Raw genomic sequence first — 24,536 nt, 5'->3', positions numbered from 1 at the left:
GAACACAATTATTGCCGCGACACACCCCAATCTCCTACGTCAACGGGACATAGGCGCGGCTCCTTCTGTCAAGCCAATCGAGGTCGGTTTTGCCGCCTGCGCGCAGATAGGCTGCGGCCTTTATAAACAGCGGATGACAGAGATCCCGCCTTGTCAGAAGATGATGGTCTTGCCCTTCGATCCGCGCCATCATTGCCGCCTTTTCAGGCTCGTCGCTATATGCACGCGCTAAGAAGGTCACGGACCCATCTGTGAACTCAAACACATCGTACTCGTAATGGTAGTCACAAAACCCATCAGCGTCAGGCTCGGATGCATCGATGTGATGCGATACTTCCACCGTCATGGGCCAAGCGGTGGCCTCCCGCCCCAGGACGGCCCTGGTGCGCCACAAGGCCACTCGCGCTCGGTAAAACAGCTTTTCGATCTGCAACAAATCTACATGTCAGCGAGGTCTTCCTCGCCCTGGGTTTTTTCGCGGGCGCGCGGGGTGCCGCGCTTTTCCAATTCGCGCAATCGGCACGCTTGTGATCGAAACGCATCGTAGTCTCTAGCCCATCTTCCATCTCATCGGCAAGGGTTAGGAACCCGGGAAGGGTATCACACTCTTGAGCGCAACCGGTGCGGCCGTCGCGAAATCGAGGCTGGAGTGCTGTTACTCTTCAAACGCGCGATGTGGAAGCGCGTCTTGAAAGTGAATTGAATCCGAGCTTTTCGGAAATCTCTTGTGCTGCGTTCAACAGGCTATCGAGATAGGCAGCGCGATTGCGCAGCCCGTCTTCGCGCGGGGCAACCAGGCACAGCGTGGCGATGCAGGCACCATCAGCCTGATGAATCGGGACAGCCAAACAATGGGTGAAATTCTCCACTTCACTATTGAAGGTGAAATATCCATCGCGTGCTGCCTGCCTCACTTGGGCGATGAAATCCGCGGGCTCCAGCCGCCGGCCGTTTGGCAAAACGAAATCCTGCGGCGGGATAAGTTCAAGGATTTCCTGATCCGAAAGGTTTGACACCAGGAGGCGGCCTGACGCGGTCCAGGGAATGGAAACGAGTTCACCGACATTCGAGGAGATTCGGAACGGCCGGATGCCCTCGCGCATCATTGCAACCGTATATTTGTTGCCCTCGAGCAGACACATCTGCGCTGTCTCACGCGTTTCCTCGGCGAGATGGACCAGCATACGATCGCACTCGCGCATAAGGTCGAACTGCTCGGCATATGCGGTGCCGAGGAAATAGAGGCGGCGGCCGAGAAAGACCCTGCCGTCGCCGCCCTGATAATCCAACATTCCGTGGTTGAGCAGCAGGTTGACGAGTTCGTAGATTGAGGAGCGCGGCGCGCCGATTTCCGCAGCGATCTCATTCGGGCGCATCGGCCGACGCTTCACACGCAGGAACTCAAGAATCTCGAAGGCACGATCCAGTCCTCGCGTCCGTCGTGAAACCGTGTCGCCGGAGGCTTCCGTCATGTTCTTCTCCGGAGTTGCTGTCAGGTGCGATCGGCGCGATAGGCCACGCAATCGACTTCCACCTTGCAATCGACCATCATCCGCGACTGAACACAAGCACGTGCCGGTGCATTCCCGCCAAAAATTTCAGCATAGACGCCATTGAAGCTCCAGAAATCGCGGGGGTCATCGAGCCATACCCCAACGCGCACGACATCCTCCAGACCGTAGCCGGCTTCGTCGAGAATACGGATCATGTTCTCAATCGCCTTGCGACTCTGTGCGACAATACCGCCGGGCACGATTTCGCCCTTTTCCATGGGAACCTGGCCCGAGACATAGAGCCAGCCTGCTGCTTCCGTCGCCCGGGCAAAGGGCAGGGGTTGTCCGCCGGCCCCGGTTTCGCCAGCACCGTAACGCTTGATTGTCATGGGATCTCTCTTCTAGTTGAAACTTGAGGTTTTGAGAAACTCAGCGAGCCGCTCTGTCTTTGGAGTGACGAACATTTTCTTCGGGTCGCCTTCCTCGCAGATGACGCCTTGGTTCATGAAGATGACACGCGACGAAACTTCGTAGGCGAAGCGCATCTCGTGGGTGACGAGCAGCATGGTCATGCCGTCGGCGGCAAGCCCCTTGATGACCTGAAGCACTTCACCCACTAGTTCAGGGTCGAGCGCAGAGGTCACTTCATCAAACAGCATCAGCCGCGGCGACATGGCGATGGCACGGGCGATCGCGACGCGCTGCTGCTGGCCGCCGGAAAGCTGACCGGGATATTGGTCCATGCGAGCGGCGAGGCCAACGCGGTCGAGCCATTTTTCGGAAATGGCGCGGGCTTCCGGCTTCGTCATTTTCTTCACCTTGACGAGACCAAGCATGATGTTTTCAGCCGCACTCATGTGGGGGAAGAGATTGAACTGCTGAAACGCCATGCCGGTCAGTGCACGCTGGCGTGCGATTTCTTTCTCGCTCTTGCGGCGCCGGGTCACGCCTTCGACGCGATAGCCGATCTCCTCACCGTCCAGACTAATCGTGCCGCTTTGGAATTCTTCGAGCATGTTGATGCAGCGAAGCAAAGTCGTCTTGCCAGAGCCGGACGAGCCGATGATAGAAATGACTTCACCTTCCTGGACGCTACAATCGACGCCCTTGAGGACTTCGTGGGTGCCGTAGGTCTTACGCAGACCCTTGATGTCGAGAATGGTCTTGACCATTGGGGAAGCCTCTTCAGGACGGCAGGGCGGTCTTGCGCTCGACATATTTGCCGAACTGCTCGATGCCGTAGTTGACAATGAAATAAAGCGCGCCAGCCAGGAAATAGAACTGCAGGCTCATGAAATTGCGGGAGATGATCTCCTGCGTGCGCAGGAGAAGCTCCGCCACACCGATGACAGAAAGCAGGGTTGAGGCCTTTACCATCTCGGCCGCCGTGTTCACCCAGGACGGCAAGCACTGGCGCATGGCCTGCGGCCATAGCACGGAGGTGAAGGTCTGAGTGAAGGTCAGGCCGATCGCCTTGGCGGCTTCGGTCTGTCCCTTGGGGATTGCCTGAAGGGCTCCACGCACGATTTCGCCGACATGCGAGGAGCAGAAGATCGCAAGTGCGAGGACACCTGCCGAAAACGGCCCGAGATCAACTCCGGCGGCTGCGGAGACGTAATAGCTCGCCAGTACGAGCACGAGCACCGGCGTGCCGCGAATAACGTCCGTATAGGCGCGGACCACTAAGCGCAAAACAGTGCCGCCGTAGACGAGCGCCAAGCCGACGAAAACGCCGAGTACGGAACCCGCCAGGATGGCCAGCAGAGAGATCGACACAGTCATGGCGAGGCCGTTCATGATGACGTATCGGGCGATCCAGAGTTGCTCGAGAAAGGTGTGGGACATCCGGGCTTACCTCGGCAGGGCCAGGCGGCCCTCGACGAAACGCATCAAGGCGGCGATGAAAAAACAGGTTGCGACATAGAGGGCGGACGTGACCATCCAGGTTTCTACGACGCGGAAGCTCTCGACGTTGATCTTGCGGGCCGCAAATGTCAGCTCGGGCACGGCGATGGCGGCGGCGAGCGAAGTGTCCTTGAAGAGCGAAATGATCGTTGAAGACAGAGACGGCAGCACGTTACGCAGCATCAGTGGAGCAATGATGGAACTGCGGATCTGCAACCCCGTCAGGCCGATGGCGAGCCCGGCTTCCGTCAGACCTGCCGGAATTGACAATAATCCGGCCCGGAATACTTCGGCGAGATAAGCACCCGAGTATAGGGACAAAACCAGCACGAAGCTTTCCAATTTATCGAGGCGGACGCCCATCTGCGGCAGCGCGAAATAGGCAAATAGCACCAGAACGAGGATCGGCAGGTTGCGGATCACCGTGACATAGACCTGCGCTGCTGCGAGCCCGTAGCGGTTCTTCGCCGTCAGTGCGAAGGCCGAAAACAGGCCGATCACCGCTCCAATCACGATCGAGATCACCGCAAGGCCAAGGCTCAGCGCGAGCCCGCTCAACAGAAAATCGAAATTACGCCAAACGGCGGCGAAATTCAGAGTGTAACCCATGGCGTGCCTTCCCCTGAGGCCGAGGGAGCGGGAAACAGGTCCCGCTCCACACGGCTGTTATTTGAATTCGACCGGGAAGCCGATCTGAGGCGGGGTTAGATCTTTGCCGAACCAGGTTTTGAAAGACTTGGCGTAAGCGTCGAACTCAACGCCGGTCATGGCTTCGTGCAGAGCGGTGTTGACGAAGTTCAGCCAATCCTGATCGCCGCGCTTGACGCCGCAGGCGTAGGTTTGCGGGTTCCAGCCGTAGCCGGCATCCTTGTAACGGTCCGGATTCTGCGTCATGTACCAGGCGAGCGAAGACTGGTCTGTCGCAACTGTATCGGCGCGTCCAGATTCCAGCGCCTGATAAATGAGGTCCACGGATTCATACTGGTCTACCTTCGCCTCCGGCAGAGCAGCATGCACCATGGCCTCGGCATAGACATTTTGCAGGACCGAGACGGTGACGGACGAACCAGCCGCCTTCAGTGCGGCATAATCAGCATATTTTCCGTCCGCTTTGAGCATCAGACCCACACCTTCGCGATAGTAAGGAATGGTGAAGGCAACCTGCTGAGCGCGTTCGCCAGTTACGGTCATGAATTGGCAGGTGATGTCGACCTTGCCTGTCGTTATGTTTGGTATGCGGGCGTCGGAGGACTGGTTCACATATTCGATTTTTTCGGGATCGCCGAAGAGTGCCTTGGCGATGATATGACCCATATCGACGTCGAAGCCCTGAAGCTTGTCGTCTGCGCTCTTGAAGTGCCAGGGCGCGTTGGTGCTACCCGTGCCAAGGACAAGATGGCCGCGGGCGAGCACTTCGTCGAGCTTGCTGCCATCGGCGAGGACGGGGGTGGAAAACAGAGCTGTGGCGACGGCCAGCGACATCGTGCCGGCGAGGACGGAATTGGTCATCGTGTTCCCCTTGATTGACCGTTTTTCTGATAATCCAATATATCGGACATGTGTCTGTGTTATTGGATTGACATATCAAGAGGTATGAGGAATGACTTGTCAATAGGTTCTGCCATAAAGATGCAGCGTCGATTGACGACAGGTTTCCGGCAGTGCAGCATTCCCATACGGTTTTCAGAGGCTCCCATGCCCTTCTCGTCTAAAGATTTGACGGCGATCGACACGCCGGCGGTGCTTATCGATCTCGACATCGCGAAGCGGAACATCCAGCGCTTCCAGGATTATGCAGACAGCCACGGTCTGCGTGTGCGCCCTCACATCAAGACACACAAGTTGCCAGCCGTCGCAGAGATGCAGCTTGCAGCGGGCGCGATCGGCATCACCTGCCAGAAGGTTTCGGAAGCCGAGGCGATGGTTTGCGGCAGCAACGCCATACGCGACGTACTGATCACCTACAATATTATGGGTGCGGCCAAGCTGGAGCGCCTGAAGGCGTTGGCCGAAAAAGTAAATCTGTCGGTCGTCGCCGATAGCCGCGCGGTCGTCGACGGGTTGTCGTCGGCCTTCCATGCCGCGCCTGCGCCGCTGGCGGTGCTCGTGGAATGTAATACGGGCGCAAACCGCTGCGGCGTAGCCACGGTCGAGGAGGCCGAGAACTTGGCTGTCGCGATCCAGGCGGCTCCCGGCCTCGTTTTCGGCGGGTTGATGACTTATCCGCCGGCAGGCGGCGAGGCGCAGGTCGAACGTTTCATGCGGCAGGCCACTACTCGCATCAATGCGCGCGGCCTCACCGTTCCGGTTGTTTCCTCAGGCGGTACGCCGTCCATGATGCATGCGGCCGAGTCCCCGATAACGACGGAGTATCGTCCCGGAACCTATGTCTACAATGACCGATCGCTCGTGGCGCGCGGCGTCTGCGGCTGGGAGGACTGTGCACTGAACGTGCTCGCCACCGTCGTCTCCGTTCCCGCACCGGATCGAGCCGTGATCGACGCCGGATCCAAGACGCTGACCTCAGACTTGCTCGGCCTTGCAGGTTACGGTCATGTGCTCGGACGCGACGACGTTACGATCGACCAGCTTTCGGAAGAGCATGGAAGGCTGGTCAGCAGGGGCGCGATCGGCCTTAAGGTCGGGGACAAGGTGCGGATCGTGCCAAATCATGTCTGCGTCGTCACCAATATGGTTGACGCGGTCATGGTGACGAGTGGCGATCGGACTGGACCGGACATCTGGCCCGTCGTCGCACGTGGAAAAATTGTTTGACCAATTGGCGGGGCAGGAAGTCGCCTGATGCGCGCACGCTTCCCGAAGCCAAGCCTCTTGGTCAAGTCCTTACGAGGTCGTCCTTTCCTCTACTCGGGCTCTCGGACGGCATGGGCGCCAATATTGCGGCTCCGAGCGCCACAACACCCTCGTCGGCAGCGCTTCGATCTATGCCATGAACGGTCGTGACGAAAGCAGAGATCGCAGGGCGCCAGGCCTTCCTCGACGTCCTCCGCCAGCCCGAGCAACGACGGAAGACCGACCCACCTCAGCGTTGCGGCGACCGCAAAGATCGCCGCGACCAGATCTCCTTCGGCAGCTTTGCGGTCGATCTTCGTCGGAGAACGGCAAATTATTGGCATAATACACATGGCTTTTTGAAAGTTTTTATGTAAAAACATCGAGTTAGCTCACATGCCTTCGAAGGCGCGATTAGAACTCGTGACGGAAAAGTGGAACGCAAAGTCAATCTCAAAGATGTCGCGCGCGATGCGGATGTGTCCCTCAGCACGGCCTCGCACGCCCTGAACGGAACCGCCCCACTCACGATCGAAGTGCGTGAGAGGGTTTTGAATTCAGCAAAACGTCTGGGTTATCTCGAGCGCCGAAGGAAGAGGGCGACAATTGCCGCGTTGCGCGTCTTGCTTCTTGCAATTCCCGACGATGCCGCTCCGCAAAGTGACCTCAACTTGGTGAGTTGGACGATCCTCAACGGCCTTCGGAAGGAATGTGAGCGACGCGGGATCAGAACCGTACCCTTTGTCAGCACCGGCCGGAGAATCGATGGTAATCAGGTAAGACAGATTGCGCTTTCGGAGCGTGCTGATGGTATCGTGATCTTGAACGACGATCAGCCGGAACTCATCCGAAGTCTTGCTTCTGCCGGCATGCCCGTCGTCATCATAAACGGCGAGGATCCGGCCATGCTGGTCGATACGGTCACGCCGGAAAACCGCTTCGGAGCGCGACTGGCTATCGAACATCTGCTCGCGCTCGGACATCGTCGAATTCTGCACCTGACCTGGAAGGGCCGCACGACGATCCAGCGCAGATATGACGGCTTTTCCGACGCGTTTCTTGCCGCGCAGCTTCCTATTCTGGACGGCATGATCCTTGAGGCTGAAGGATATGAACCCAGACATGGCGAGGCGGCCATCAATGCGCTGCTTGATCAGGATCCTGAAATGCGCGGGGCGACCGCCATCTTTTGCGCCGCCGACAATCTGGCGCTTGGATGCCTGAAGGCATTGGCTGATCGTGACATTCGCGTGCCGGAGGCGATTTCCGTGCTGGGATTCGATGATATCGTCCGAGGCGAGTTCAGTCGTCCGCCATTGTCGACGATCAGTGTACCGGCCGACAGGCTCGGCGCTGCTGCCTTGTCCCTGATCGAACAGCGTCTGATCGCCAATGATCCGCAGCGGCCGGCTCACCGCCTGGAACTGGGATGCCATCTCGTTTTGCGTGGCAGCATTGCGTCGCCACGCTGACCGGGATCACTTCATCCCGGTTCCGGCAATACCTGTGGTGATGTATTTCTGCAGAAACACGAACACGATCGTCACAGGGAGCAGGCTGAGAAAAGTCATCGCAAGGATGTAATGCCACTGGACCGAGAATTCTCCCTGAAATGCATTCAGGCCGACCTGCAGTGTAAAATTCTCTCGACTATTGAGGACAATAAGCGGCCAGAGGAAATCATTCCAGCGCCAAAGGACGGAGAAGATCGCCAGCACCGCCAAGGCAGGTGCCGTCAGCGGCAAAATGATTCGCCAGAAGATGCAAAATTCGCTGGCCGCATCAACGCGTGCAGCCTCAATGAGTTCATCGGGAATTGTCAGCATATATTGTCGCAGCAAAAACACGGCCGTCGGAGAGGCGATCGTCGGAAGGATGACGCCCCACAGGTTATCGGCAAGACCAACGCCAACGACCACCAGATATGCCGGGACCATGACGACGGCGAGTGGGATCATCAAGGTTGAAATGATGATCACGAAAACCGTCTTGTCGCCGCGAAACCGGTATTTCGACAATGCGAAAGCTGCCATGGCGTTGACCAGGAGTGTCAAAACCGTTGCGACGAACGTGACGAACACCGAGTTCTTGAGGAAGGTCAGGAAGTTGAAACGCGTCAATGGATCGGCGTAGTTTTGGGTGGCCACGGTCAACCGCTGCACGGGCGTGATACTCTTTACATCGACGCTGACGGGCTTTTGCGGACTGACAGGGTCAACCATTTGGGCTTTGAGACCGATACGGCGGACCATCGCCATTTCGCGCTTCTCACCGTCAATGGTGACCTGCCAAAGGCTAAGCGGCTTGTCGAATCCCGCTACAGTCTGCTCGACGGCAGCGCGGGGAAGCAGCGTCGGCGGAAACCGGGTGATCTCAGCCGCCGGCTTCAGAGAGGAAAGGCCCGCCCAGACAACGGGAACAAGCACCGCAAGGGTTCCGGCAAATAGCCAGATCCATGACAGTATGTCGGTCATATCGATGCGTCCGGCCCGGCGCGTGCGCGTGAGAAAGCTGATGGGATTCATAAGGCTATTCATTTTATGACTCCATTCGCCGGCCAAGGCGCAGCTGTATCAGCGTCAGTACCAAAAGCACCAATCCCATGAGAACCGATGCCGCGGATGCAAGGCCGAAGAGGCGCAGATCGCTGCTGAAAGCCATCTGGTAGATGTATTGCACGATAAAGCTGTTGGCTGTGCCCGGGCCACCGCCATTCGTAAGAACCCAGGCTTCGTCGAAAATCTGGACGGACCTGATCATCAGAAGTATCAGAACGACCAGAAGGTTCGGCCCCAGCAGGGGCAGCGTGATCCTGAAGAGCGTGCGGCGAGGCGAGGCTGCATCGATTGAGGCGGCTTCATAAAGCTCCTTCGGGATGGCCTGGAGACCGGCAAGGAGGATGAGGGTGTAAAAACCCATGTGAAACCAGACGGAGACGACCACGACGAAGAAGCGCGACCAACCGACATCCAAAAGGAAGATTTCCGGGGGTACGCCGACCATCTGCAGGAAGGCGTTCAGCAGCCCATTCCGATCAAGGAACCATTTCCAGATCAGGCCGATGACGACGGGAGACAGCAATACCGGATAGAAGAAGATTGCTCTAAAGAAGCCTCGCGCGGCGATTGCTCGATTGAGTATCAGTGCTGTTACAAGGGCGACGAGCAATGTTGCGACGACGTTGAATGCCACGAACCAAAGCGTATTCCACACAGCCGTCCAGAAAAGCGATTCCCGGCAAGTTCCGGGCCTCAGATAGTCATCGCAGGCAAGCAGGGTGCGAAAATTGTCCAAGCCGACAAACGGCCGGTCCGACACGAAAAGGTTCGTCCCGCCCGTAAAGGCGTAACCCACGGCGATTGCGATGGGGAGGAACGTGAATATGCCGAACAGAACCAAATTCGGTGCCAGAAACAGCCATGGCATGCGTTTCCGGCCAAGCACGCGCTCCATTCCGTTTACGGGGGCCTCGATCACTCGCATGATCGTTTCGCCTGCCTGATAAAGGACCGCACCTTTCTTGGGCGTCGTCATATCAGCGCCTCCCTTGGCCTTGCCGCCGGCCAAACGCCAGGCCGCTTTCAGGATCGAAGAGATGAACGCGCACAGGCATGGAGTTGATCAGGACGCGGTCACCTGGTGACGGCGCGAAATGACCTGGCTCGTGAATGATGATCTGCTCGTCTTGCCCCTCCAGGTTGCCATAGACATAGGTTTCGGTTCCAAGCCCCTCATGATACTGGACGACGAACGGCAACCCATCTTGACCGGAGCGTGAAAAATGCGCGGGCCTGACGCCGGCAAGCACTGCCTGGCCGACCTGAATCCCGGAAAGGTCCACGTCACTGATCAGCTTGCCGCCGTTGCCGACGTCGACGATAACGCCGCTTTCCCCGATACTGGCGACCTTACCCTTTATGATATTCATGCGTGGAGAACCGAGAAAGCCTGCCACAAAGAGATTTCGCGGGTGATCAAACAATTCCAGCGGGGCGCCCACCTGCTCTACCTGTCCGCTGCGCAGCACGACGATCTTGTCGGCCATCGTCATCGCCTCGACCTGGTCATGGGTGACGTAGATCATCGTGGTTTTGATCTCACGATGGAGTTTTGTGATCTCGGCTCGCGTCTGGACGCGCAGTGCGGCGTCGAGGTTCGAAAGCGGCTCGTCGAAGAGAAAGATGTCGGGTTCGCGCACGATTGCCCGGCCGATCGCCACGCGCTGGCGCTGCCCGCCTGAAAGTTGCTTCGGACGCCGGTCCAGATAGGGTTCGATTGCCAGCATCCTGGCCGCTTCGGCAATCCGCGCCTCGATCTCGACGCGCTTGAACTTGAGGTTCTCCAAGCCGAAAGCGAGGTTCTTGCGAACGCTCATATGCGGATAAAGCGCGTAGGACTGGAAGACCATGGCGATCTTGCGTTCGGCGGGCGAAAGCTGGCCTACATTGCGCCCTCCGATTGAGATTGCGCCGGATGTTATGTCTTCGAGACCCGCGATGATGCGCAGCAAGGTCGACTTGCCGCATCCGGAGGGACCCACAAAAACGACGAACTCGCCATCCTTGATATCAAGTTCCACATCATGCAGGACCTTGATGGCGCCATATGACTTGTTGACGGTGGAAAGCTTCAGTTCTGCCATGTCCTGCTCCCATCAGGTGCCGCCGTTTCGAAGGCGACGTCAATCTTGTTCCATCCCTGCGGCAGGGGTGCTGGCCTTTTGATGAGCACCTCTTCCAGAAAGATACCCGTGACCCCGGAAAGATAGGCGGCTGGCATCCCTCCCGGATAGCGCTCAAGACCGATCACCCGTCCGTCCGAACCGCGCGTCCAGGCATTGGCGCGCCCGCCTCCATCGGCGCGCGGCGCCAAATCCGCATTCGTCGGGCGCAGGTCATAGAATTGCCCTGTGCCCAGTTGCCCGGGCTGCTGGACCAGGTTTATGCGCGCCAGCCGGATGTTTCGAATGCCGGCGGAAGACGTCGAAATCAAAGTGATCGCCCCCTCCATTCGGCCGGTTATATCTTCGACGATCAGGTTCTCGATCGCCCCGGCAGTCCGCGCCGCGACGCGGTCGACAACATTGATCGTCAAGGCTTCTCCCGAACCCCAGAAGCCGTCGAGCGTTTCATGGCACTCTACTCCAATTCTTAAAAATCTGACGTTCGATATCCGACCGCCGTCGCGCGAGAAAACGCCGAGCGCACGGTTGGAGGCCGAGACATTGCAATCCTCGAATACGGCATTTGTGATATCGCCATGCGTTTCCGTTCCGATCTTAAGGGCGCAACTCAAGCTTTGGATCGAGCATCGGCGAACGAGAATATTTTCGCATTGCCCTATGGCGGCACCCGCCGGACCCATACTCGTCTTCAGGCAAATGCCGTCGTCCGCGGTCGATATCAGGCAATCTTCGATGATGGCGCCGCGGCATGCATCGAGAACAATACCGTCCGTATTGGGAAGACGATGGTCGTTCTCGATCCTCACTCCCCTGACCGCAACGTCCGTGCAGTCGACAAAGTGCAGCGTCCACATCGGCGAGCGGCATATATGGATGGAACTGATCTCAACCCCGTCACACGCCTCGAAGACGACAACGCGCGGTCGAAAATCGGCCGGGATGAATGTCCCGACCGTCTTGTCGTCGCCGACGATGAAGCTGTCGCAACCGGCTTCGAGGCGGCCGAAGCCGGTCAGGCTTATCCGCCGCGCATTTTTGGCGACGATCATGCCGCGGTTTGATTTTTCTGCAATGACCGAAACGGTCGTATGTGCATAGGCGTCATAGTCCGCGACCGGACGCAGGATCGCGCCGGCGGCCAGATGAAGATCCACGCCGGATTTGAGCTGGAGCCCCCGGCAAATATGGATGCCGGCCTCAAGCACCACGCGCCCGCCGCCTGAAGCCGACGCTTTGTCGATCGCTGCTTGTAGTCGAGCGGTATCGTCGCTGCCGGCCGCATCAATCGAGATTGGAGATGCCGCGCTCATTGCTGGAGACCGCGCTCCAGAAGGACTTCCGTCAGGAGCAGCATGGTGAGCGCCTGGCCGTAAGGCGTCGGCACATTCGGTATGCGCCGATAGAAATCGAGGTCGTGGCCCATCGGTGTGCCGTCCGAAACACCATGGACCACACCTTCCTCGTCGATGCGCGCCAGCACGGCCGAAAGCGCCCGCTCGGCGTAGATCCGGTCGTTGGTATCCAGAATGCCGGCATCGACGCCACGCAGGATGCCGTAGGCAATTCCGGCGGTGGCTGATGTCTCCAGTGGCGACGAGGGGTCGTCCAACAAGGTTGTGAACATTCCGTCCGGCCTCTGACACGCCTTAAGCGAACGTACCTGGCTGGCAAGAACATTGGAAAGGTAACGCCGGTCCTTTTCCCCCAGCATCGGCACAAGCTCGAACAGCTCCGGGATGGCCACCGTGATCCAGGCATTGCCGCGAGCCCAAAAGGCATTGGCAAAATTGTGCCGTCCATTGAAGGTCCAGCCATGATACCATAGCCCACTCACCGGATCCGACAGGTAGCGCGTGTGGATCACGAACTGATAGACAGCTTCGTCGATCCATTCGCTGCGTTTGCAAAGCACGCCAGCGCGCGCGAGAAAGAGGCAGGCCATGAACAGCGTGTCGTCCCAAAGCTCGCCCTCGTTGAGGCGTTCTTTGACAACGTGTTGAAAGCCACCGTCCTCGGTTTTGGGCAGTTCCTTCACCAACCATTCGGCCCAGTCTTCGACAAGGGCGCGAAAATCGGGACGATCGACATGCTGAACGAGGATGGCAAGCGGCAGCATCGGAGCCGTGCTGTTGATCTGGCGTGGCGGTAGGCCCCGCTCGATCTGGCTGCTGTACCACGCCACAAGGTCCTGGAGCGCTTTTTGATCATTGGTGGAAATCGCGCGTCTTAGGAAGCCGTAAAGACCAACGCCGACTTCCCAATCCCACTCGTCGAACTGGATCCCCGAGGTGGACTCGGCGGTCACCAGGCCTTCCCGAATGCCCTTGAGACGGCTGAAAGCCATCGCGACCCGATCGATGGTCGAAAGGAGGACGGCATTGTCGACAGATGTTGGGTTCATGCTGGCACCTATATTCAAGAGTAGAACGGTCCTTCAGTGCCAGCGTCGGATGCTGCACTGTCGTAGGTAAGGATTGGGTGTGGTTGATCGTAAGCGAAGGGCCTGGCCTGCCCACCGAGCGACAGCCCGTCGGCATAAGACAGACTGATGGCCGGACCGCCCCCTGGCGTCAGCTCAAGACGTCGACGCTCACGGTCGAAGGAGACTCCCGTCTGGCGGATGCGCTCGACGAAGGTCGTGAACGCGTCGCCATCGCCGCATCCGACAATTGCTGCCCAGCCACAAAGCGACCCATAGGAACGCACTTCGCGGCCAGCCGTTGGACCGTCCGAGATCAGGTCCAGTCCGTTCGATGCGTAGATGGCAGAAAAACCGTTGCCCGAGCGCGCCATCAGCCAATTGGCGTCGATGACGAGATCGTCCAGACCGTCGCGGCCGATATAGGCGTGCGTCCATGCATGCCGTGCGTCGCGGGTTTCCTCAATCAGAAGGGCGACGTCACGATACTGGGCGACGCGCGGCAGAATGCCGTTGCCGGCCCAATAGGACGGCCTTTGGTTGCCCCATGGATCATCTTCGCCAGGATGGTTGATCCAGAGCCTTGCCATGGGATGGCCAGCCAGGCGCACATCGATGACATGCTGCTGATGTCCCTTCTGCCCGGTCTTGTGATCGATGACGGTCGAAAGCTGTGCCGCTTCGTTCTTGAAGAGGACGAGCTTTGCGCTCTCCAGGCCCTGACTATAGCGGGCCTCCACGCTTCTGCCCGCAACCAGGTTTGCAAGATCGGCGAGATCGGCAGGCGGTTCGTAGCTGCTCGCGCAAAACAACGGCAACGAGGCCACCCCGCTGTTGAGCCAACCGGTTCCGAAAGCGACTTGTGCAAAGGGGGCGAGCTCGGTCAAAGGGCCGGCGCGCAGCTCCTTGTCATAGGCGCGGCCCTGCGATCCAGCCGGAACACCCGAAAGCGTGTGCAGAGCGATCATCCGGAAAATGAGATCGAGCTGCGCACGTGCGCGGTCGGCAATCGACGCCTCAGCCCAGCGCTCCAGCGCCAGCAGCCCGATGAAGTCGACCGGGTAGTATGCCGCTGAATTCCATTCCGCAAGGCCGTGTGCTTCCACGCTGTCGAACCAGCGCGCCAGACGCGCGGCGGCAAGCTCTGCCTGCTCACTTCCTGTCCTGCCCGAAGCTGAAAAGGTCTCCTCCGGCAAGAACAGCCCTGCCAACAGCTGGCTTGTGTGAAAGCACAGCACGTGGTTTTCGCTCCAAAACCACATTGCGTCATTGCCCGGCTCGTCGACCCAATAGCGGTAGGACAGAACGGAGCGCTTTATGCGATCGACGGTGTCGGCCGGCATTTGAGCGGCATAGGCGCCAAGCAGCCAAAGAAGCGGCACCATGATGAAATCCGAGCAATCTTCACGCGCATCGATTGAGGCGAGCGTTGCTTCCATGATGCGGTCAAAGCTCGCCTGGTCTTGGTAGCCGGTTTCCATCATTGCAATGATGCGCGCCACGCGATCAGCTCCGAAGCGGGCGCTGTATTCGAGCGCTTGCCGCTTGCGATCCTTCAGTTTCGCCTTGAGTGACGATGGAGAAATGTTTGCAAGAAAGGCGGCATCGATGACGCGCGTGACCGATCCCGGCCCGCTGCCGATCGTCAGATGCACGCCGTGATAGCCATCTGCAATGCGGCACACATTATCGGCTATCAGACGGCTTTGATGGGCACGCAGGGTCAAGAGAGAATGTGCGAGAACAGGCCGCTCATGGCCGTGGCCGATGACCTTCAGCTCCACCGGCACGTCGCGCTGGGGTGCGGTATCGAATACCAGTTCCAATGGCTGGTCGACGAAGACGTCGCGTGCAGGGCGCACGCCGCGCGCAAGGTTTTCCAGTTCGCGGATTTCGTCCTGATCCAGCGCCACAGGCAACAGCACGCATAGCGGCTCCTTGTCCAGTACTTCAAGTTCGAAGAACCAGGTCGTGTCGCGTTCGGCAAGATCCTCGGAGTGAACGAGAATCTGGTTGTCGCCGGCTTCCAGCGACAGAGCGATGTCCGTTGAACTTTCCAGATTGCGCCTGAACGGTTCGAAACGCACCGCTTCCTGCCCATTGACCCATATGCGAACCCCGCCGCAGGTCTTGAGCCTGAGATGCAGGAGGCGGGGCGATGCCGTCCTGAAGGTGCCCCTCAGCCATCGACGCAGATGGGTCGGCACGTGCCAGAACCCGGTGAACTCGACGCGGCGGTTTGAGCCCGGTAGGTAGAGGCTCTTTGTCGGCCACGAGGTATCGGCAACGAGTTCCCGCCCGACCATTGTTGACCAGAAAGCCTTGCGGCACGGCAGATCCCCGACGTCGACGAAACCATTGACGAAACGATAGTCGACGCGATCTTCCGCCGGCGCAGCGATACCTGGAAAATAGCTGGCGATGAGGTCAGAAACCGCCCAAGCCGTCACGGTCTGACCTTCACCAACAGAGTATGCAGGCGCCTCGATGCCCGGCCCTTCGTTCACAGATCGCCTCCTCCGCAACCGAATGAAAATGTTTTCATTTCCAATTTTATGCGGGTTTCTTTTTGAGTTTTGCTGTAGTAACCGCATAATTGCCGGAGAAAATAGCTTGACGACAGGAATGTCAAGTATATGAAATTCGTTTATCGACGATCCCAATCGCGATTTATGAAAATGTTTTCATGGGAGGATGGAAATGAAGCACTCTCTTTCGGCAGCATTCGGGCTCGCTCTGACGGCCGGTTCCTTCGCGTGGTCCAGCATGGCCATGGCGGAAACCAAGACGATTACGTTCCTGTTCACCGACGACGACCAGGCTTACGTCGAGCGAATGGAAGGACTGAGCAAAGAATTCGAGGCCGCGCATCCCGACGTCAAGGTCAACTTTGTGTCGTCCGGCTATGACGCCGTTTCCAAGCAGCTGCCTGTGCAGCTTGCCGTCGGCGAGGGCCCGGATGTCGCCAAGATTTCCGACTGGCAGCTCGCGCCATATTACCTCGACATGCGTCCTTACATGAAAGATCCCGAAGGCTTCGCCAAGCTGCATGGCGACAGCCTCAACATTCTTCGCTTCCCGGGCGTCAATGATCCGCAGTCGATCAACGGATATGTCGCGTCGCAGACATTCAATCTGCCGTTTGTAAACAAGACGCTTTTCGAACAGGCAGGCGAACCGCTTCCGAAGTCCGGCGCCACGTTGAAGGAAATCGTGGAAGCGTCCGCGCGTGTTGCCAAGGCCACAGGTGCTCAAATTCCCTTCACGATGGATCGATCGGGGCATCGCTTTTCCGGCGCCGCATTTTCGTATGGAGCGACCTACGTCAAGGACGGCAAGTTCTCGTTTCCCGACGATGCCGCCAAGCGTTACATTGCGGATCTTTACAACTGGACACAGGATGGTTCCTTCCCGAAGGAAATGTGGGGAGCGGCCGGCGGATCCCAGTACAAGAATATGGGCGACGAATTCGTCAACGGTAACGTCGTGACCTATCTTGCCGGCAACTGGATGGTGAACCCGTTCCAGCAGAAGATTGGCGATGCTTTCGATTGGACCGCGATCAGCGCGCCGTGCGGCGATGCCGGCTGCTACGCCATGCCGGGCGGCACCGCGATTGTTGGCTTCAAGCGCACCAAGTATCCGCAGACCGTCGCCGCGTTCATCGAGTTTCTCGGTTCGGAAAAAATTCAGCGTGAGGTCGCCGAGAATTACGTCATTCTGACAGGCGCCGACATCAAGAACCCGCAGTACAAGCTCGCGAGCAACAATGCTAAGGATGCGATGGCCGTCTTCCTGGCGAGCCGCAAGAACGTGCCGCAGGCAGCGCGCGACATGGAGCGCATGAAGGGATCCTCAGCGATCTACCAGTTGATCGTCCAGAGAATGAGCCAGTTGATCGTCGGCGAACTCTCGCTCGACGAAACCTATGCGGCGATGAGCGCCGACGTCGACAAGACCAACCAGGCAATAGCTGCCAAATAGCTGGCCACACTTACTGCTGCAGAATGACAATCATCCACGGCCTTGACCGAAGGCCGTGGATAGCGCGCAAACGGTCGGTGCGGGCTGTGCGAATACTCGACAGTTTGGCGGTGATCCTTCTACAGACTGCGTGCGGGTTTTCGTTGTTTATCAAGCTTTTCACGACTTCGAGCAATTGCCCAAAGATGCCGAAGCGCAACCTGCTCAATCCGAAACGAAGTTCCACCTAAGAAGAGCGACATGTTAGACAGCGCAGGCACGTGGCGGCCGCGTGAGCTTCGCTTCCCATGAGTTGGACGAGCTATTCCGGACGACCTAGGCGGTTCTCGTCGTCGATCAAGATCAGTCGCGCCGGCGCGCGCTCAGTCCATTCCCAAAGGACAAGGTTCAGATCCTCGCCGGTCGCGCCCGCGGCGAAGCTTCGGACGAGCAGACCATGATAGCCGGCGGCGGCGAGCCGCCTGGCGAAGCTCTGCGTTCTAGCCTCGCCGCTGGCCTTCATCTGGTCGCGCCACGTCGGATCTGACATTGCGGCGGCGTCCATCCCTTCGGCCTTGAGCGCATCTTCGTCGCGACTATCGAAGACGCGCTCGGAAAAAAGCGTCATAGGAGACGAGCGTTGTAGGCTGCAGGTTGCCGACCTGATTGGCCTCGCGCAACGCGGTCATCACTGATAGCGACGTGTAGAGTGCCGGCATCCGCTTTGGATTGAACCGGCCACCATAGAGTTCGGCTCCCCGACCCGAGAGTGGCTGGCGAGCATAGATCGGGTTCACCGCCCGGAAGAGCTTGCCTTCATATCGCATTGGCTGGAACTATGCATGTATGCCGGCGTCGACCGCGTCGATATAATCGAGCACCTCATCCGAACGGCCGTCGCGCACCAGCTGCATGGCTGTCTGGCCCGAGAAGCCGGACAGGGGCTCTGAGCGGTACCAGGCATAGGCCATCAGAGGCGAGCCGAAACGCGGCTCGACCTTGTTGACGACTTCGATCATCTCGCGCAGACGCCGCTGCGTCTTGCCGGAGCGGATACGGTCCTTGCGTTGGATTGCGTCCTTGCCGAGACCGGCCGTGCGGGCGATCTCTTCTCTGGTCGTGCGGAAGGCGTCCGCGATCTTGCGCGGTGCAAACAGCCCGTTATCCGCATATTGGGCGAGATCCATCTCCTCACCTCCGTTCAAGTGTGCCAATCTCTCTGACGGTGTATAGCGTCAGAAGCGCCGGCATTCAATCTGCGGAAGGGAACTGATCGCAATCGATAGACTGGCCGATGCTAGACAACGCGAGCTGATCCGGATTGGGCTGCATGGAAACACCCCGTTGAGAGCGGCTGCAAGGGCCTGCGCGCTGTTCGCTCGGGACTTCTGCTTTCAACGTTCTGAGAAAGCCGAACGGTCCTACCGCCCAACGGTTTCCGTTTGAAGCGAGCTCTGGAGCGGGCAACGCGGCAATGCAACCGTCAATTCGCAGCCAAAGGGAAAGCAAATCCCTGTCGACGTTCGCTCGCAGCCTGACGGGATCGTTCGGGCTAGGATTGACCGTTAACCTCAGCGACTGCTGCCCGATGGGCTTCGTGCTTCTTAGCCGTCCCTGCCCACAAGGCCACCAAAATGACAGCAATGATCAGGTAACAAATCTTGCTCGATAAGGTTTGCAACGCACTGTTGCCACGCGTACACTCGAACTCGCTCAATTATTCGCGCTCCTGATTGTTGGGCGTTGTTTGACGCCATACTTAATGCTTTAGAAAGGTTGCATGAACGCCCAAATGTGGGACCCTAATGTGCGTGAGGCGTATGGCTTCAACGTCGCTTCTTGGATGAAGCGGCGTTATCCTGCGTCTCGTGCAGTCCCTTGATGGCGAATGCCACAGCCTCCCGTCATGCGTCCATGGCCGGGATTCGATTTCGGCAATCGGCGTCGGCCTCACCCAGACAATTCCTTGAGCCGATCGGAGTATTCGACGGGTGGTCTTCTCAGCCTAAAGCGATCAAAGACGAACGGAGCCTAGGACCGGTCGTTAGGTTCGTGCTTGGCGGGAAAAGTGGTTCGCCTTACCATTTGGCTGCCCCGCCATATATTCTCGAATATGAATATCCTATGGAAGAGGCCAAGGAGCTTAGGGATTTGGCGGCGAATGTCGCCAATACTCGCCTTGTCGTTGATCCTGATTTCGCCGTTCGCCCCCACAGCTTCTGTGTCTGCGGCAGAGCGCGTTGCCATCGTGCTGAAATTGAACGGTGCTGTCGGACCGGCGATGGCTGACTATGTGAAACGCGGTCTCCAACATGGCGATGAAACCAGTGCGAGCCTGGTCGTCCTGCAGATGGACACGCCCGGTGGCCTTGACACTTCGATGCGCGACATCATCCGCGCGATCATCGCCTCGCCAGTGCCCGTGGCAGGTTTTGTGGCACCGAGCGGCGCACGTGCTGCCAGTGCCGGTACATATATTCTCTACGCCAGCCACATTGCAGCCATGGCCCCGGGCACCAATCTGGGCGCAGCCACACCGATTTCGCTTGGCGGAAGCCCTTTCGATGGCGAGACGGAACCGGGCAAGGATGAACCGGGCGAGCCCGGCAGGCAGCCGCAGTCACCACGTAATGCCAGTGAAGCGAAAGCCGTCAACGACGCAGTCGCCTATATTCGCGGACTTGCCGAACTGCGCGGTCGCAATGCCGACTGGGCAGAACGCGCCGTGCGCGAAGCTGCGAGCCTTTCATCATCCGCCGCTGCACGAGAGCATGTCATCGATTTTACGGCAGCCACCATCGAGGATCTCCTGAGGCAGGCTCAAGGGCGCATGGTGCGGGTCGGCCAAAGGGATATCCCGCTCGAAACCGCAGGGCTTGTTGTTCACGAACTCGAACCGGATTGGCGGACGCGTCTGCTTTCCGTGATAACCGATCCGAACATTGCTCTCATCCTCATGGTGGTTGGCATATACGGGCTGATCTTCGAATTTCTTGCCCCGGGGACACTGATGCCCGGTACAATCGGCAGCATCTGCCTGCTCCTTGGACTTTATGCCCTGGCATTGCTGCCGGTCAGCTACGCCGGCGTTGGATTGCTCGCCCTTGGTGCCGGCTTGACAGTGGCCGAGGCGCATGCGCCCTCTTTTGGTGCCCTCGGTATCAGCGGCGGGATTGCACTGGTGCTCGGTGCGGCTCTTCTGTTCGACACGGATCTCCCCGAGCTCGAAGTCTCCTCGTCCGTACTGGCCGGCATCGCCATTGCCTGTTTTGCTTTCAGCCTCGTCATTGCCCGGCTCGCAATCGTTTCGCATCGGCGCAAAGTCGGCACCGGCACCGAGCAGATGATCGGTATTTCGGGCAAAGTCGACAGTTGGAAGGGCGCCTCGGGATATGTCATCGCGCATGGCGAACGCTGGAGGGCAACCTCCAGCGAACCGCTCATCGCCGGCGATAGCGTCAGGGTGACCGGTCGAAACGGACTGACTTTAGACGTCGTCCGCCGGGCGCAGGAGACTTAGCGGCTTTCAGAAAGCAGGAGCAAGCGTCATGGGCATCTTTGCAGAACTCGCATTTTATCTTGTGGTCATCCTCGTTTTGCTGCTCGTGATCGCATCGGCGATCAAGATCCTGCGCGAATATGAGCGCGGCGTCGTGTTCACGCTCGGCCGCTTCACCGGCGTCAAGGGCCCCGGCTTGATCCTGTTGATCCCCTATGTCCAGCAAATGATCCGCGTGGACTTGCGCACGCGGGTCCTCGACGTGCCGGGTCAGGATGTTATCTCACATGACAATGTCTCTGTCCGCGTCAGCGCTGTCATTTATTTCAGGGTCATCGATCCGGAAAGATCGACGATCCAGGTCGAGGACTTCATGGCGGCGACGAGCCAGCTCGCTCAAACAACGCTGCGTTCGGTCCTCGGCAAGCATGATCTAGACGAGATGCTGGCTGAACGCGACAAGCTCAACAGCGATATTCAGGAAATCCTCGATGCCCAGACCGACGCATGGGGCATCAAGGTCGCCAATGTCGAGATCAAGCATGTCGACATCAATGAATCCATGGTCCGCGCGATCGCCCGGCAGGCGGAGGCTGAACGCGAACGGCGCGCCAAGGTCATCAATGCCGAAGGTGAGCAGCAGGCTGCGGCAAAGCTACTCGAAGCAGCCGAAATCCTCGCAAGGCAGCCGGAGGCCATGCAGCTTCGCTATCTAAGTACGCTGAACGTGATCGCCGGCGAGAAGAGCTCGACAATCATATTTCCCTTTCCGATGGAGTTCGGCAATCTGATGCCTGTAAGATCGGACCCGTCTTCGCAAAGCTCAAGGGGATGATCGATGGGTTGGTCCTTCAAGATCGGAACGATCGCCGGCACGGCTCTGCGCGTTCACATTACCTTTGCGCTGCTGCTGGTCTGGATTTGGATGACGCATTACCGGATCGGGGGCATGCAGGCGGCCTGGGGCGGCATCGCCTTCATTATCGCCGTCTTCGTCTGCGTCGTGCTGCACGAGTTCGGTCACATTGCCGTTGCGCGCTACTTCGGGATCAAGACGCCCGACATCACGCTGCTACCGATCGGCGGCGTCGCCCGTCTTGAACGCATGCCCGACGTGCCTCATCAGGAGCTGCTGATTGCCATCGCCGGCCCGCTCGTCAACGTCGCGATTGCGGCGCTGATCATTCTTGCCATCGGCGCGTCAGCGGGCATCGAGCAGATGACCGATGTCGAGGATCCTGGGGGCGGTTTCCTGGCTAGGCTTGCCGGCGTCAATATCTTCCTCGTGCTTTTCAACATGATCCCCGCCTTTCCGATGGATGGAGGCCGGGTGCTGCGTGCCGCCCTCGCATCGCGCTTCACCTGGTCACGCGCGACGCAGATAGCCGCTACGATCGGCCAAGGCCTTGCCTTTGTTTTTGGTTTCGTCGGTCTTCTTTACAACCCACTGCTGATTTTCATCGGCATCTTCGTCTACCTGGCCGCAACGGCGGAAGCACAAAATGCGCAGATCCGGGAGCTCTCCAGCAGAGTTCTAATCAGCGACGTAATGGTCACCAAATTCGTAGAACTTAAACGCTCGGCGAGTATCGACGAGGCGATTGAGATGCTGCTTGCGACAACCCAGCGCGAATTTCCGGTAACCGATTCCGCCGGCCACTTTGAAGGGCTGCTGACGCGCGACGACATGATACGCGCCTTGAAGGACAAAGGTCCCGACACGTCAGTTGCAAGCGCGATGCGTACCGACATTCCGCGAATCCATCATCGCAAAAGCCTGGAGGACAGCCTGCGTTTGATGCAGCAGGGAAATGTGCCGGCGATCGCGGTCGTGGACGGTGCGGATCATCTCATCGGTCTTCTGACGCATGAAACGATCGGAGAAATGATGATGGTCCGTGCCGCCGTAACCGACGGTTTCCGATTCGGCCGCCTGCGCAGATCCAAGTCCTTGTAGGCTCCGAAAAGCCGACGCGAGCGAAAGAGATGGAACGGGCATTGCCGGCCGTTCGGCTGATGCTGGATGAGTGGCATCTTCCCCTTTTCGGTCAGGATCTCGAGCATCCCGAGCAATAATGAGCTAATCATCACGCCTAGATGCGAACCCCGCCATCGCTTCAATCATGATGACGGCCGACGCCGCGCCCGGATCGACGTGTCCCACTGCCCGATCACCCAACCGGGCTGCGCGACCCTTGCCCGCGATCATGCCGCTCGTCGCCTTACAGCCTTCGCGCGCTGCTTGAACGGCCGCCGCCAGGCACTGAGAAAGGGAAGCTCCCTGACGCCGGGCATCCAGCGCAGCGTTTGCCGCCGGGCTCCAGGCGTCCATCATTGTTTTCTCGCCGAGCTCTGCCTTGCCGCGCTCATGGATGCCTTGAACCATCGCCGCGACAACAGACAGGAAGTCGTCGTCGCTCAATGCCTGCTTGTCCTTCGCCGCAGTTCCAGCGCGCATGAATGCCGTGGCATACAAGGGCCCCGATGAAGCGCCGACCGCGTTCAAAAATGCCTTTGCGGCGGAGTTGAACACAGTCGTCGGCGCCGTCTGGGTGGAGTCGAGTGCGCCAACGGCCTTCGCGACCGCCAGACAACCAGCGTCCATCGCGAGACCATGGTCCCCATCGCCGATGACACCGTCCAACTCGCAAAGACGGTCGCGGTTCTTCGTCATCTCCTCGGCGATGAGCGCAAACAGGAGCTGCAGATCCCTGGTTGTGATCGCCATTGGTCACCTCGCAAACATAGCGCAATCGCAGGGGTGATCGATCAAGCGCTGAAGCTCCTGATCGAGGTGGATAACGGTGATCGACGCGCCGGCCATCTCAAGCGACGTGCAGTAATTTCCCACGAGTGACGTGTGGATGACAAGTCCGGTATCATCAAGCCGGGACTTCACGCGACGCATCATGATGTAGAGTTCCATCATCGGCGTCGAACCCAAAGAGTTGACCAGGACGGCGACACGATCGCCGGGACTCGCATTCATCTCCCGAAGAATACTGTCCATGAGTTCGTCAGTCACCTCGTCGGCCGTTTTCAGCGGCCCGCGAGCCACGCCGGGCTCGCCGTGAATTCCCATCCCGATCTCCATCTCGTCTTCGCCGATCAGGAAGTTCGGTCTGAGCGTCTGAGGCAGCGAGCACGGCGAGAGCGCGACGCCCATCGTGTAGGTTCGCGAATTCCCGTGTCGAGCGGCGCGCTCGACGTCGTCGAGGGAATACAGGAGATCGCATGCCGCACCAGCGACCTTGAATATGAAAACGTTGCCCGCCACGCCGCGTCGCTTGTGCATTTGATCCGAAGGGGCCGAAGCAACGTCGTCCGTCGTCAGAACGGTCCGCACTTCTATGTCGTCCAGGGCAAGCATTTCGGCGGCCATATCGAAGTTCATGACGTCGCCGGCATAATTGCCATACATGAACAGAACACCGGCACCGCCGTCGACGGCTTTGGCACACGCGATAATGGGATCGGGCGGCGGCGATGCGAATACGTTGCCTATCGCAGCGGCGTCTGCGAGCCCTTTGCCGACAAAACCGAGGAATGTCGGTTCGTGCCCGGATCCGCCGCCGATGACCAGCCCGACCTTGCCCTTGCGAGGCCCGTTCTTGGCAATGATCGCCCGTGGCATGTCCTCGGCCGCATAAAGATGGTCCGGATGAGCCGCCAGGACACCTTGCAGCATCTCATCGACGACGTTTGCACCGGAATTGATAAGCTTCTTGGTCTTCACGCCGATCCTCCCCTGATCCAGGCACGATGTCATAGATGCAGTTG

The 24,536-nt window shown here is 58.7% G+C and carries 22 protein-coding genes and 1 pseudogene; 6 read left to right on the top strand and 17 right to left on the bottom strand.

What is annotated here, in order from left to right; all coding sequences use genetic code 11:
• Positions 1-34: 34 nt before the first annotated feature.
• From RGR602_RS32765 to RGR602_RS32735, 7 genes are all read right to left on the bottom strand, one after another.
• On the bottom strand, positions 35-433 hold the full coding sequence (locus tag RGR602_RS32765) for a hypothetical protein (RefSeq protein ID WP_170250231.1): 399 nt from the start codon (positions 431-433) through the stop codon (positions 35-37).
• 229 nt (positions 434-662) lie between these two features.
• Positions 663-1,472 (bottom strand): IclR family transcriptional regulator, encoded by an 810-nt coding sequence (locus tag RGR602_RS32760; protein WP_040116082.1) that lies wholly within the window; start codon positions 1,470-1,472, stop codon positions 663-665.
• Between the two features lie 20 nt (positions 1,473-1,492).
• On the bottom strand, positions 1,493-1,882 hold the full coding sequence (locus tag RGR602_RS32755; RefSeq protein ID WP_040116081.1) for a RidA family protein: 390 nt from the start codon (positions 1,880-1,882) through the stop codon (positions 1,493-1,495).
• A 12-nt stretch (positions 1,883-1,894) separates the two neighbouring features.
• Positions 1,895-2,665, bottom strand: a complete 771-nt coding sequence (locus RGR602_RS32750) for an amino acid ABC transporter ATP-binding protein (RefSeq protein ID WP_040116080.1) — start codon at positions 2,663-2,665, stop codon at positions 1,895-1,897.
• A gap of 13 nt (positions 2,666-2,678) precedes the next feature.
• The gene (locus RGR602_RS32745; RefSeq protein ID WP_040116079.1) at positions 2,679-3,338 is read right to left on the bottom strand and encodes an amino acid ABC transporter permease; all 660 of its coding nucleotides are present in this window, start codon (positions 3,336-3,338) and stop codon (positions 2,679-2,681) included.
• 6 nt (positions 3,339-3,344) lie between these two features.
• A complete protein-coding gene (locus RGR602_RS32740) occupies positions 3,345-4,007 on the bottom strand; it encodes an amino acid ABC transporter permease (protein WP_040116078.1) in 663 nt (220 codons plus the stop codon).
• Between the two features lie 57 nt (positions 4,008-4,064).
• Complete coding sequence (locus tag RGR602_RS32735) at positions 4,065-4,907, bottom strand: transporter substrate-binding domain-containing protein (RefSeq protein ID WP_040116077.1); 843 nt, start codon at positions 4,905-4,907, stop codon at positions 4,065-4,067.
• 186 nt (positions 4,908-5,093) lie between these two features.
• On the opposite strand from RGR602_RS32735, the gene RGR602_RS32730 reads away from it, so the two are divergent.
• Positions 5,094-6,173: a D-TA family PLP-dependent enzyme gene (locus RGR602_RS32730; protein ID WP_133938767.1), complete on the top strand. Its 1,080-nt coding sequence runs from the start codon at positions 5,094-5,096 to the stop codon at positions 6,171-6,173.
• A gap of 452 nt (positions 6,174-6,625) precedes the next feature.
• A complete protein-coding gene (locus RGR602_RS32720) occupies positions 6,626-7,663 on the top strand; it encodes a LacI family DNA-binding transcriptional regulator (RefSeq protein WP_040116075.1) in 1,038 nt (345 codons plus the stop codon).
• Positions 7,664-7,669: 6 nt separating this feature from the next.
• On the opposite strand, the gene RGR602_RS32715 is transcribed toward RGR602_RS32720, so the two are convergent.
• From RGR602_RS32715 to RGR602_RS32690, 6 genes are read right to left on the bottom strand one after another with little or no spacing between them, the layout of a single operon-like run.
• A complete protein-coding gene (locus RGR602_RS32715; RefSeq protein ID WP_170250234.1) occupies positions 7,670-8,716 on the bottom strand; it encodes a carbohydrate ABC transporter permease in 1,047 nt (348 codons plus the stop codon).
• 13 nt (positions 8,717-8,729) lie between these two features.
• Entirely contained in the window at positions 8,730-9,725 is a 996-nt protein-coding gene (locus RGR602_RS32710; protein ID WP_040116690.1) for a carbohydrate ABC transporter permease, read from the bottom strand.
• A gap of 1 nt (position 9,726) precedes the next feature.
• Positions 9,727-10,833: an ABC transporter ATP-binding protein gene (locus RGR602_RS32705; protein ID WP_040116073.1), complete on the bottom strand. Its 1,107-nt coding sequence runs from the start codon at positions 10,831-10,833 to the stop codon at positions 9,727-9,729.
• The gene (gene pglB, locus RGR602_RS32700; protein WP_040116072.1) at positions 10,821-12,185 is read right to left on the bottom strand and encodes a polygalacturonase PglB; all 1,365 of its coding nucleotides are present in this window, start codon (positions 12,183-12,185) and stop codon (positions 10,821-10,823) included. The genes RGR602_RS32705 and pglB overlap by 13 nt, the downstream gene beginning before the upstream one ends.
• Positions 12,182-13,276 (bottom strand): beta-galactosidase BglB, encoded by a 1,095-nt coding sequence (bglB, locus tag RGR602_RS32695; protein WP_040116071.1) that lies wholly within the window; start codon positions 13,274-13,276, stop codon positions 12,182-12,184. Before bglB ends, pglB begins: the two co-directional genes overlap by 4 nt.
• A 14-nt stretch (positions 13,277-13,290) precedes the next feature.
• Positions 13,291-15,801 carry a hypothetical protein gene (locus RGR602_RS32690; RefSeq protein WP_040116070.1) on the bottom strand — a complete coding sequence of 837 codons (2,511 nt, stop codon included), beginning with the start codon at positions 15,799-15,801 and terminating at the stop codon, positions 13,291-13,293.
• A gap of 193 nt (positions 15,802-15,994) precedes the next feature.
• Here RGR602_RS32690 and RGR602_RS32685 point away from each other — a divergent pair, with 193 nt between their 5' ends.
• Positions 15,995-17,278, top strand: a complete 1,284-nt coding sequence (locus RGR602_RS32685; RefSeq protein WP_040116689.1) for an ABC transporter substrate-binding protein — start codon at positions 15,995-15,997, stop codon at positions 17,276-17,278.
• A gap of 301 nt (positions 17,279-17,579) precedes the next feature.
• Here the strand turns inward: RGR602_RS32685 and RGR602_RS32680 are convergent.
• A pseudogene (locus RGR602_RS32680) lies at positions 17,580-18,084 on the bottom strand (RES family NAD+ phosphorylase).
• A gap of 9 nt (positions 18,085-18,093) precedes the next feature.
• Positions 18,094-18,444, bottom strand: a complete 351-nt coding sequence (locus tag RGR602_RS32675; RefSeq protein WP_040116069.1) for an antitoxin Xre/MbcA/ParS toxin-binding domain-containing protein — start codon at positions 18,442-18,444, stop codon at positions 18,094-18,096.
• A gap of 974 nt (positions 18,445-19,418) precedes the next feature.
• On the opposite strand from RGR602_RS32675, the gene RGR602_RS32670 reads away from it, so the two are divergent.
• From RGR602_RS32670 to RGR602_RS32660, 3 genes are read left to right on the top strand one after another with little or no spacing between them, the layout of a single operon-like run.
• On the top strand, positions 19,419-20,777 hold the full coding sequence (locus RGR602_RS32670; protein ID WP_040116068.1) for an NfeD family protein: 1,359 nt from the start codon (positions 19,419-19,421) through the stop codon (positions 20,775-20,777).
• A 28-nt stretch (positions 20,778-20,805) separates the two neighbouring features.
• Positions 20,806-21,591: a slipin family protein gene (locus tag RGR602_RS32665; RefSeq protein WP_040116067.1), complete on the top strand. Its 786-nt coding sequence runs from the start codon at positions 20,806-20,808 to the stop codon at positions 21,589-21,591.
• Between the two features lie 3 nt (positions 21,592-21,594).
• Positions 21,595-22,713 carry a site-2 protease family protein gene (locus RGR602_RS32660; protein WP_040116066.1) on the top strand — a complete coding sequence of 373 codons (1,119 nt, stop codon included), beginning with the start codon at positions 21,595-21,597 and terminating at the stop codon, positions 22,711-22,713.
• A gap of 123 nt (positions 22,714-22,836) precedes the next feature.
• On the opposite strand, the gene dhaL is transcribed toward RGR602_RS32660, so the two are convergent.
• On the bottom strand, positions 22,837-23,484 hold the full coding sequence (dhaL, locus tag RGR602_RS32655; RefSeq protein ID WP_040116065.1) for a dihydroxyacetone kinase subunit DhaL: 648 nt from the start codon (positions 23,482-23,484) through the stop codon (positions 22,837-22,839).
• Between the two features lie 3 nt (positions 23,485-23,487).
• The gene (locus tag RGR602_RS32650; RefSeq protein WP_040116064.1) at positions 23,488-24,492 is read right to left on the bottom strand and encodes a dihydroxyacetone kinase subunit DhaK; all 1,005 of its coding nucleotides are present in this window, start codon (positions 24,490-24,492) and stop codon (positions 23,488-23,490) included.
• Positions 24,493-24,536 lie beyond the last annotated feature (44 nt).

Origin of the sequence: Rhizobium gallicum bv. gallicum R602sp (assembly GCF_000816845.1) — a bacterium.
GTDB lineage: Bacteria > Pseudomonadota > Alphaproteobacteria > Rhizobiales > Rhizobiaceae > Rhizobium > Rhizobium gallicum.
This window is presented reverse-complemented; position numbering and strand designations above follow the sequence as displayed.

Excerpts from the sequence above, each read along its gene's own strand:
- RGR602_RS32760 (WP_040116082.1), bottom strand. The coding sequence starts at position 1,472 with ATGACGGAAGCCTCCGGCGACACGGTTTCACGACGGACGCGAGGACTG.
- RGR602_RS32755 (WP_040116081.1), bottom strand. The coding sequence starts at position 1,882 with ATGACAATCAAGCGTTACGGTGCTGGCGAAACCGGGGCCGGCGGACAA.
- RGR602_RS32750 (WP_040116080.1), bottom strand. The coding sequence starts at position 2,665 with ATGGTCAAGACCATTCTCGACATCAAGGGTCTGCGTAAGACCTACGGC.
- RGR602_RS32745 (WP_040116079.1), bottom strand. The coding sequence starts at position 3,338 with ATGTCCCACACCTTTCTCGAGCAACTCTGGATCGCCCGATACGTCATC.
- RGR602_RS32740 (WP_040116078.1), bottom strand. The coding sequence starts at position 4,007 with ATGGGTTACACTCTGAATTTCGCCGCCGTTTGGCGTAATTTCGATTTT.
- RGR602_RS32735 (WP_040116077.1), bottom strand. The coding sequence starts at position 4,907 with ATGACCAATTCCGTCCTCGCCGGCACGATGTCGCTGGCCGTCGCCACA.
- RGR602_RS32730 (WP_133938767.1), top strand. The coding sequence starts at position 5,094 with ATGCCCTTCTCGTCTAAAGATTTGACGGCGATCGACACGCCGGCGGTG.
- RGR602_RS32715 (WP_170250234.1), bottom strand. The coding sequence starts at position 8,716 with ATGAATCCCATCAGCTTTCTCACGCGCACGCGCCGGGCCGGACGCATC.
- RGR602_RS32710 (WP_040116690.1), bottom strand. The coding sequence starts at position 9,725 with ATGACGACGCCCAAGAAAGGTGCGGTCCTTTATCAGGCAGGCGAAACG.
- RGR602_RS32705 (WP_040116073.1), bottom strand. The coding sequence starts at position 10,833 with ATGGCAGAACTGAAGCTTTCCACCGTCAACAAGTCATATGGCGCCATC.
- pglB (WP_040116072.1), bottom strand. The coding sequence starts at position 12,185 with ATGAGCGCGGCATCTCCAATCTCGATTGATGCGGCCGGCAGCGACGAT.
- bglB (WP_040116071.1), bottom strand. The coding sequence starts at position 13,276 with ATGAACCCAACATCTGTCGACAATGCCGTCCTCCTTTCGACCATCGAT.
- RGR602_RS32685 (WP_040116689.1), top strand. The coding sequence starts at position 15,995 with ATGAAGCACTCTCTTTCGGCAGCATTCGGGCTCGCTCTGACGGCCGGT.
- RGR602_RS32675 (WP_040116069.1), bottom strand. The coding sequence starts at position 18,444 with ATGGATCTCGCCCAATATGCGGATAACGGGCTGTTTGCACCGCGCAAG.
- RGR602_RS32670 (WP_040116068.1), top strand. The coding sequence starts at position 19,419 with ATGTCGCCAATACTCGCCTTGTCGTTGATCCTGATTTCGCCGTTCGCC.
- RGR602_RS32665 (WP_040116067.1), top strand. The coding sequence starts at position 20,806 with ATGGGCATCTTTGCAGAACTCGCATTTTATCTTGTGGTCATCCTCGTT.
- RGR602_RS32660 (WP_040116066.1), top strand. The coding sequence starts at position 21,595 with ATGGGTTGGTCCTTCAAGATCGGAACGATCGCCGGCACGGCTCTGCGC.
- dhaL (WP_040116065.1), bottom strand. The coding sequence starts at position 23,484 with ATGGCGATCACAACCAGGGATCTGCAGCTCCTGTTTGCGCTCATCGCC.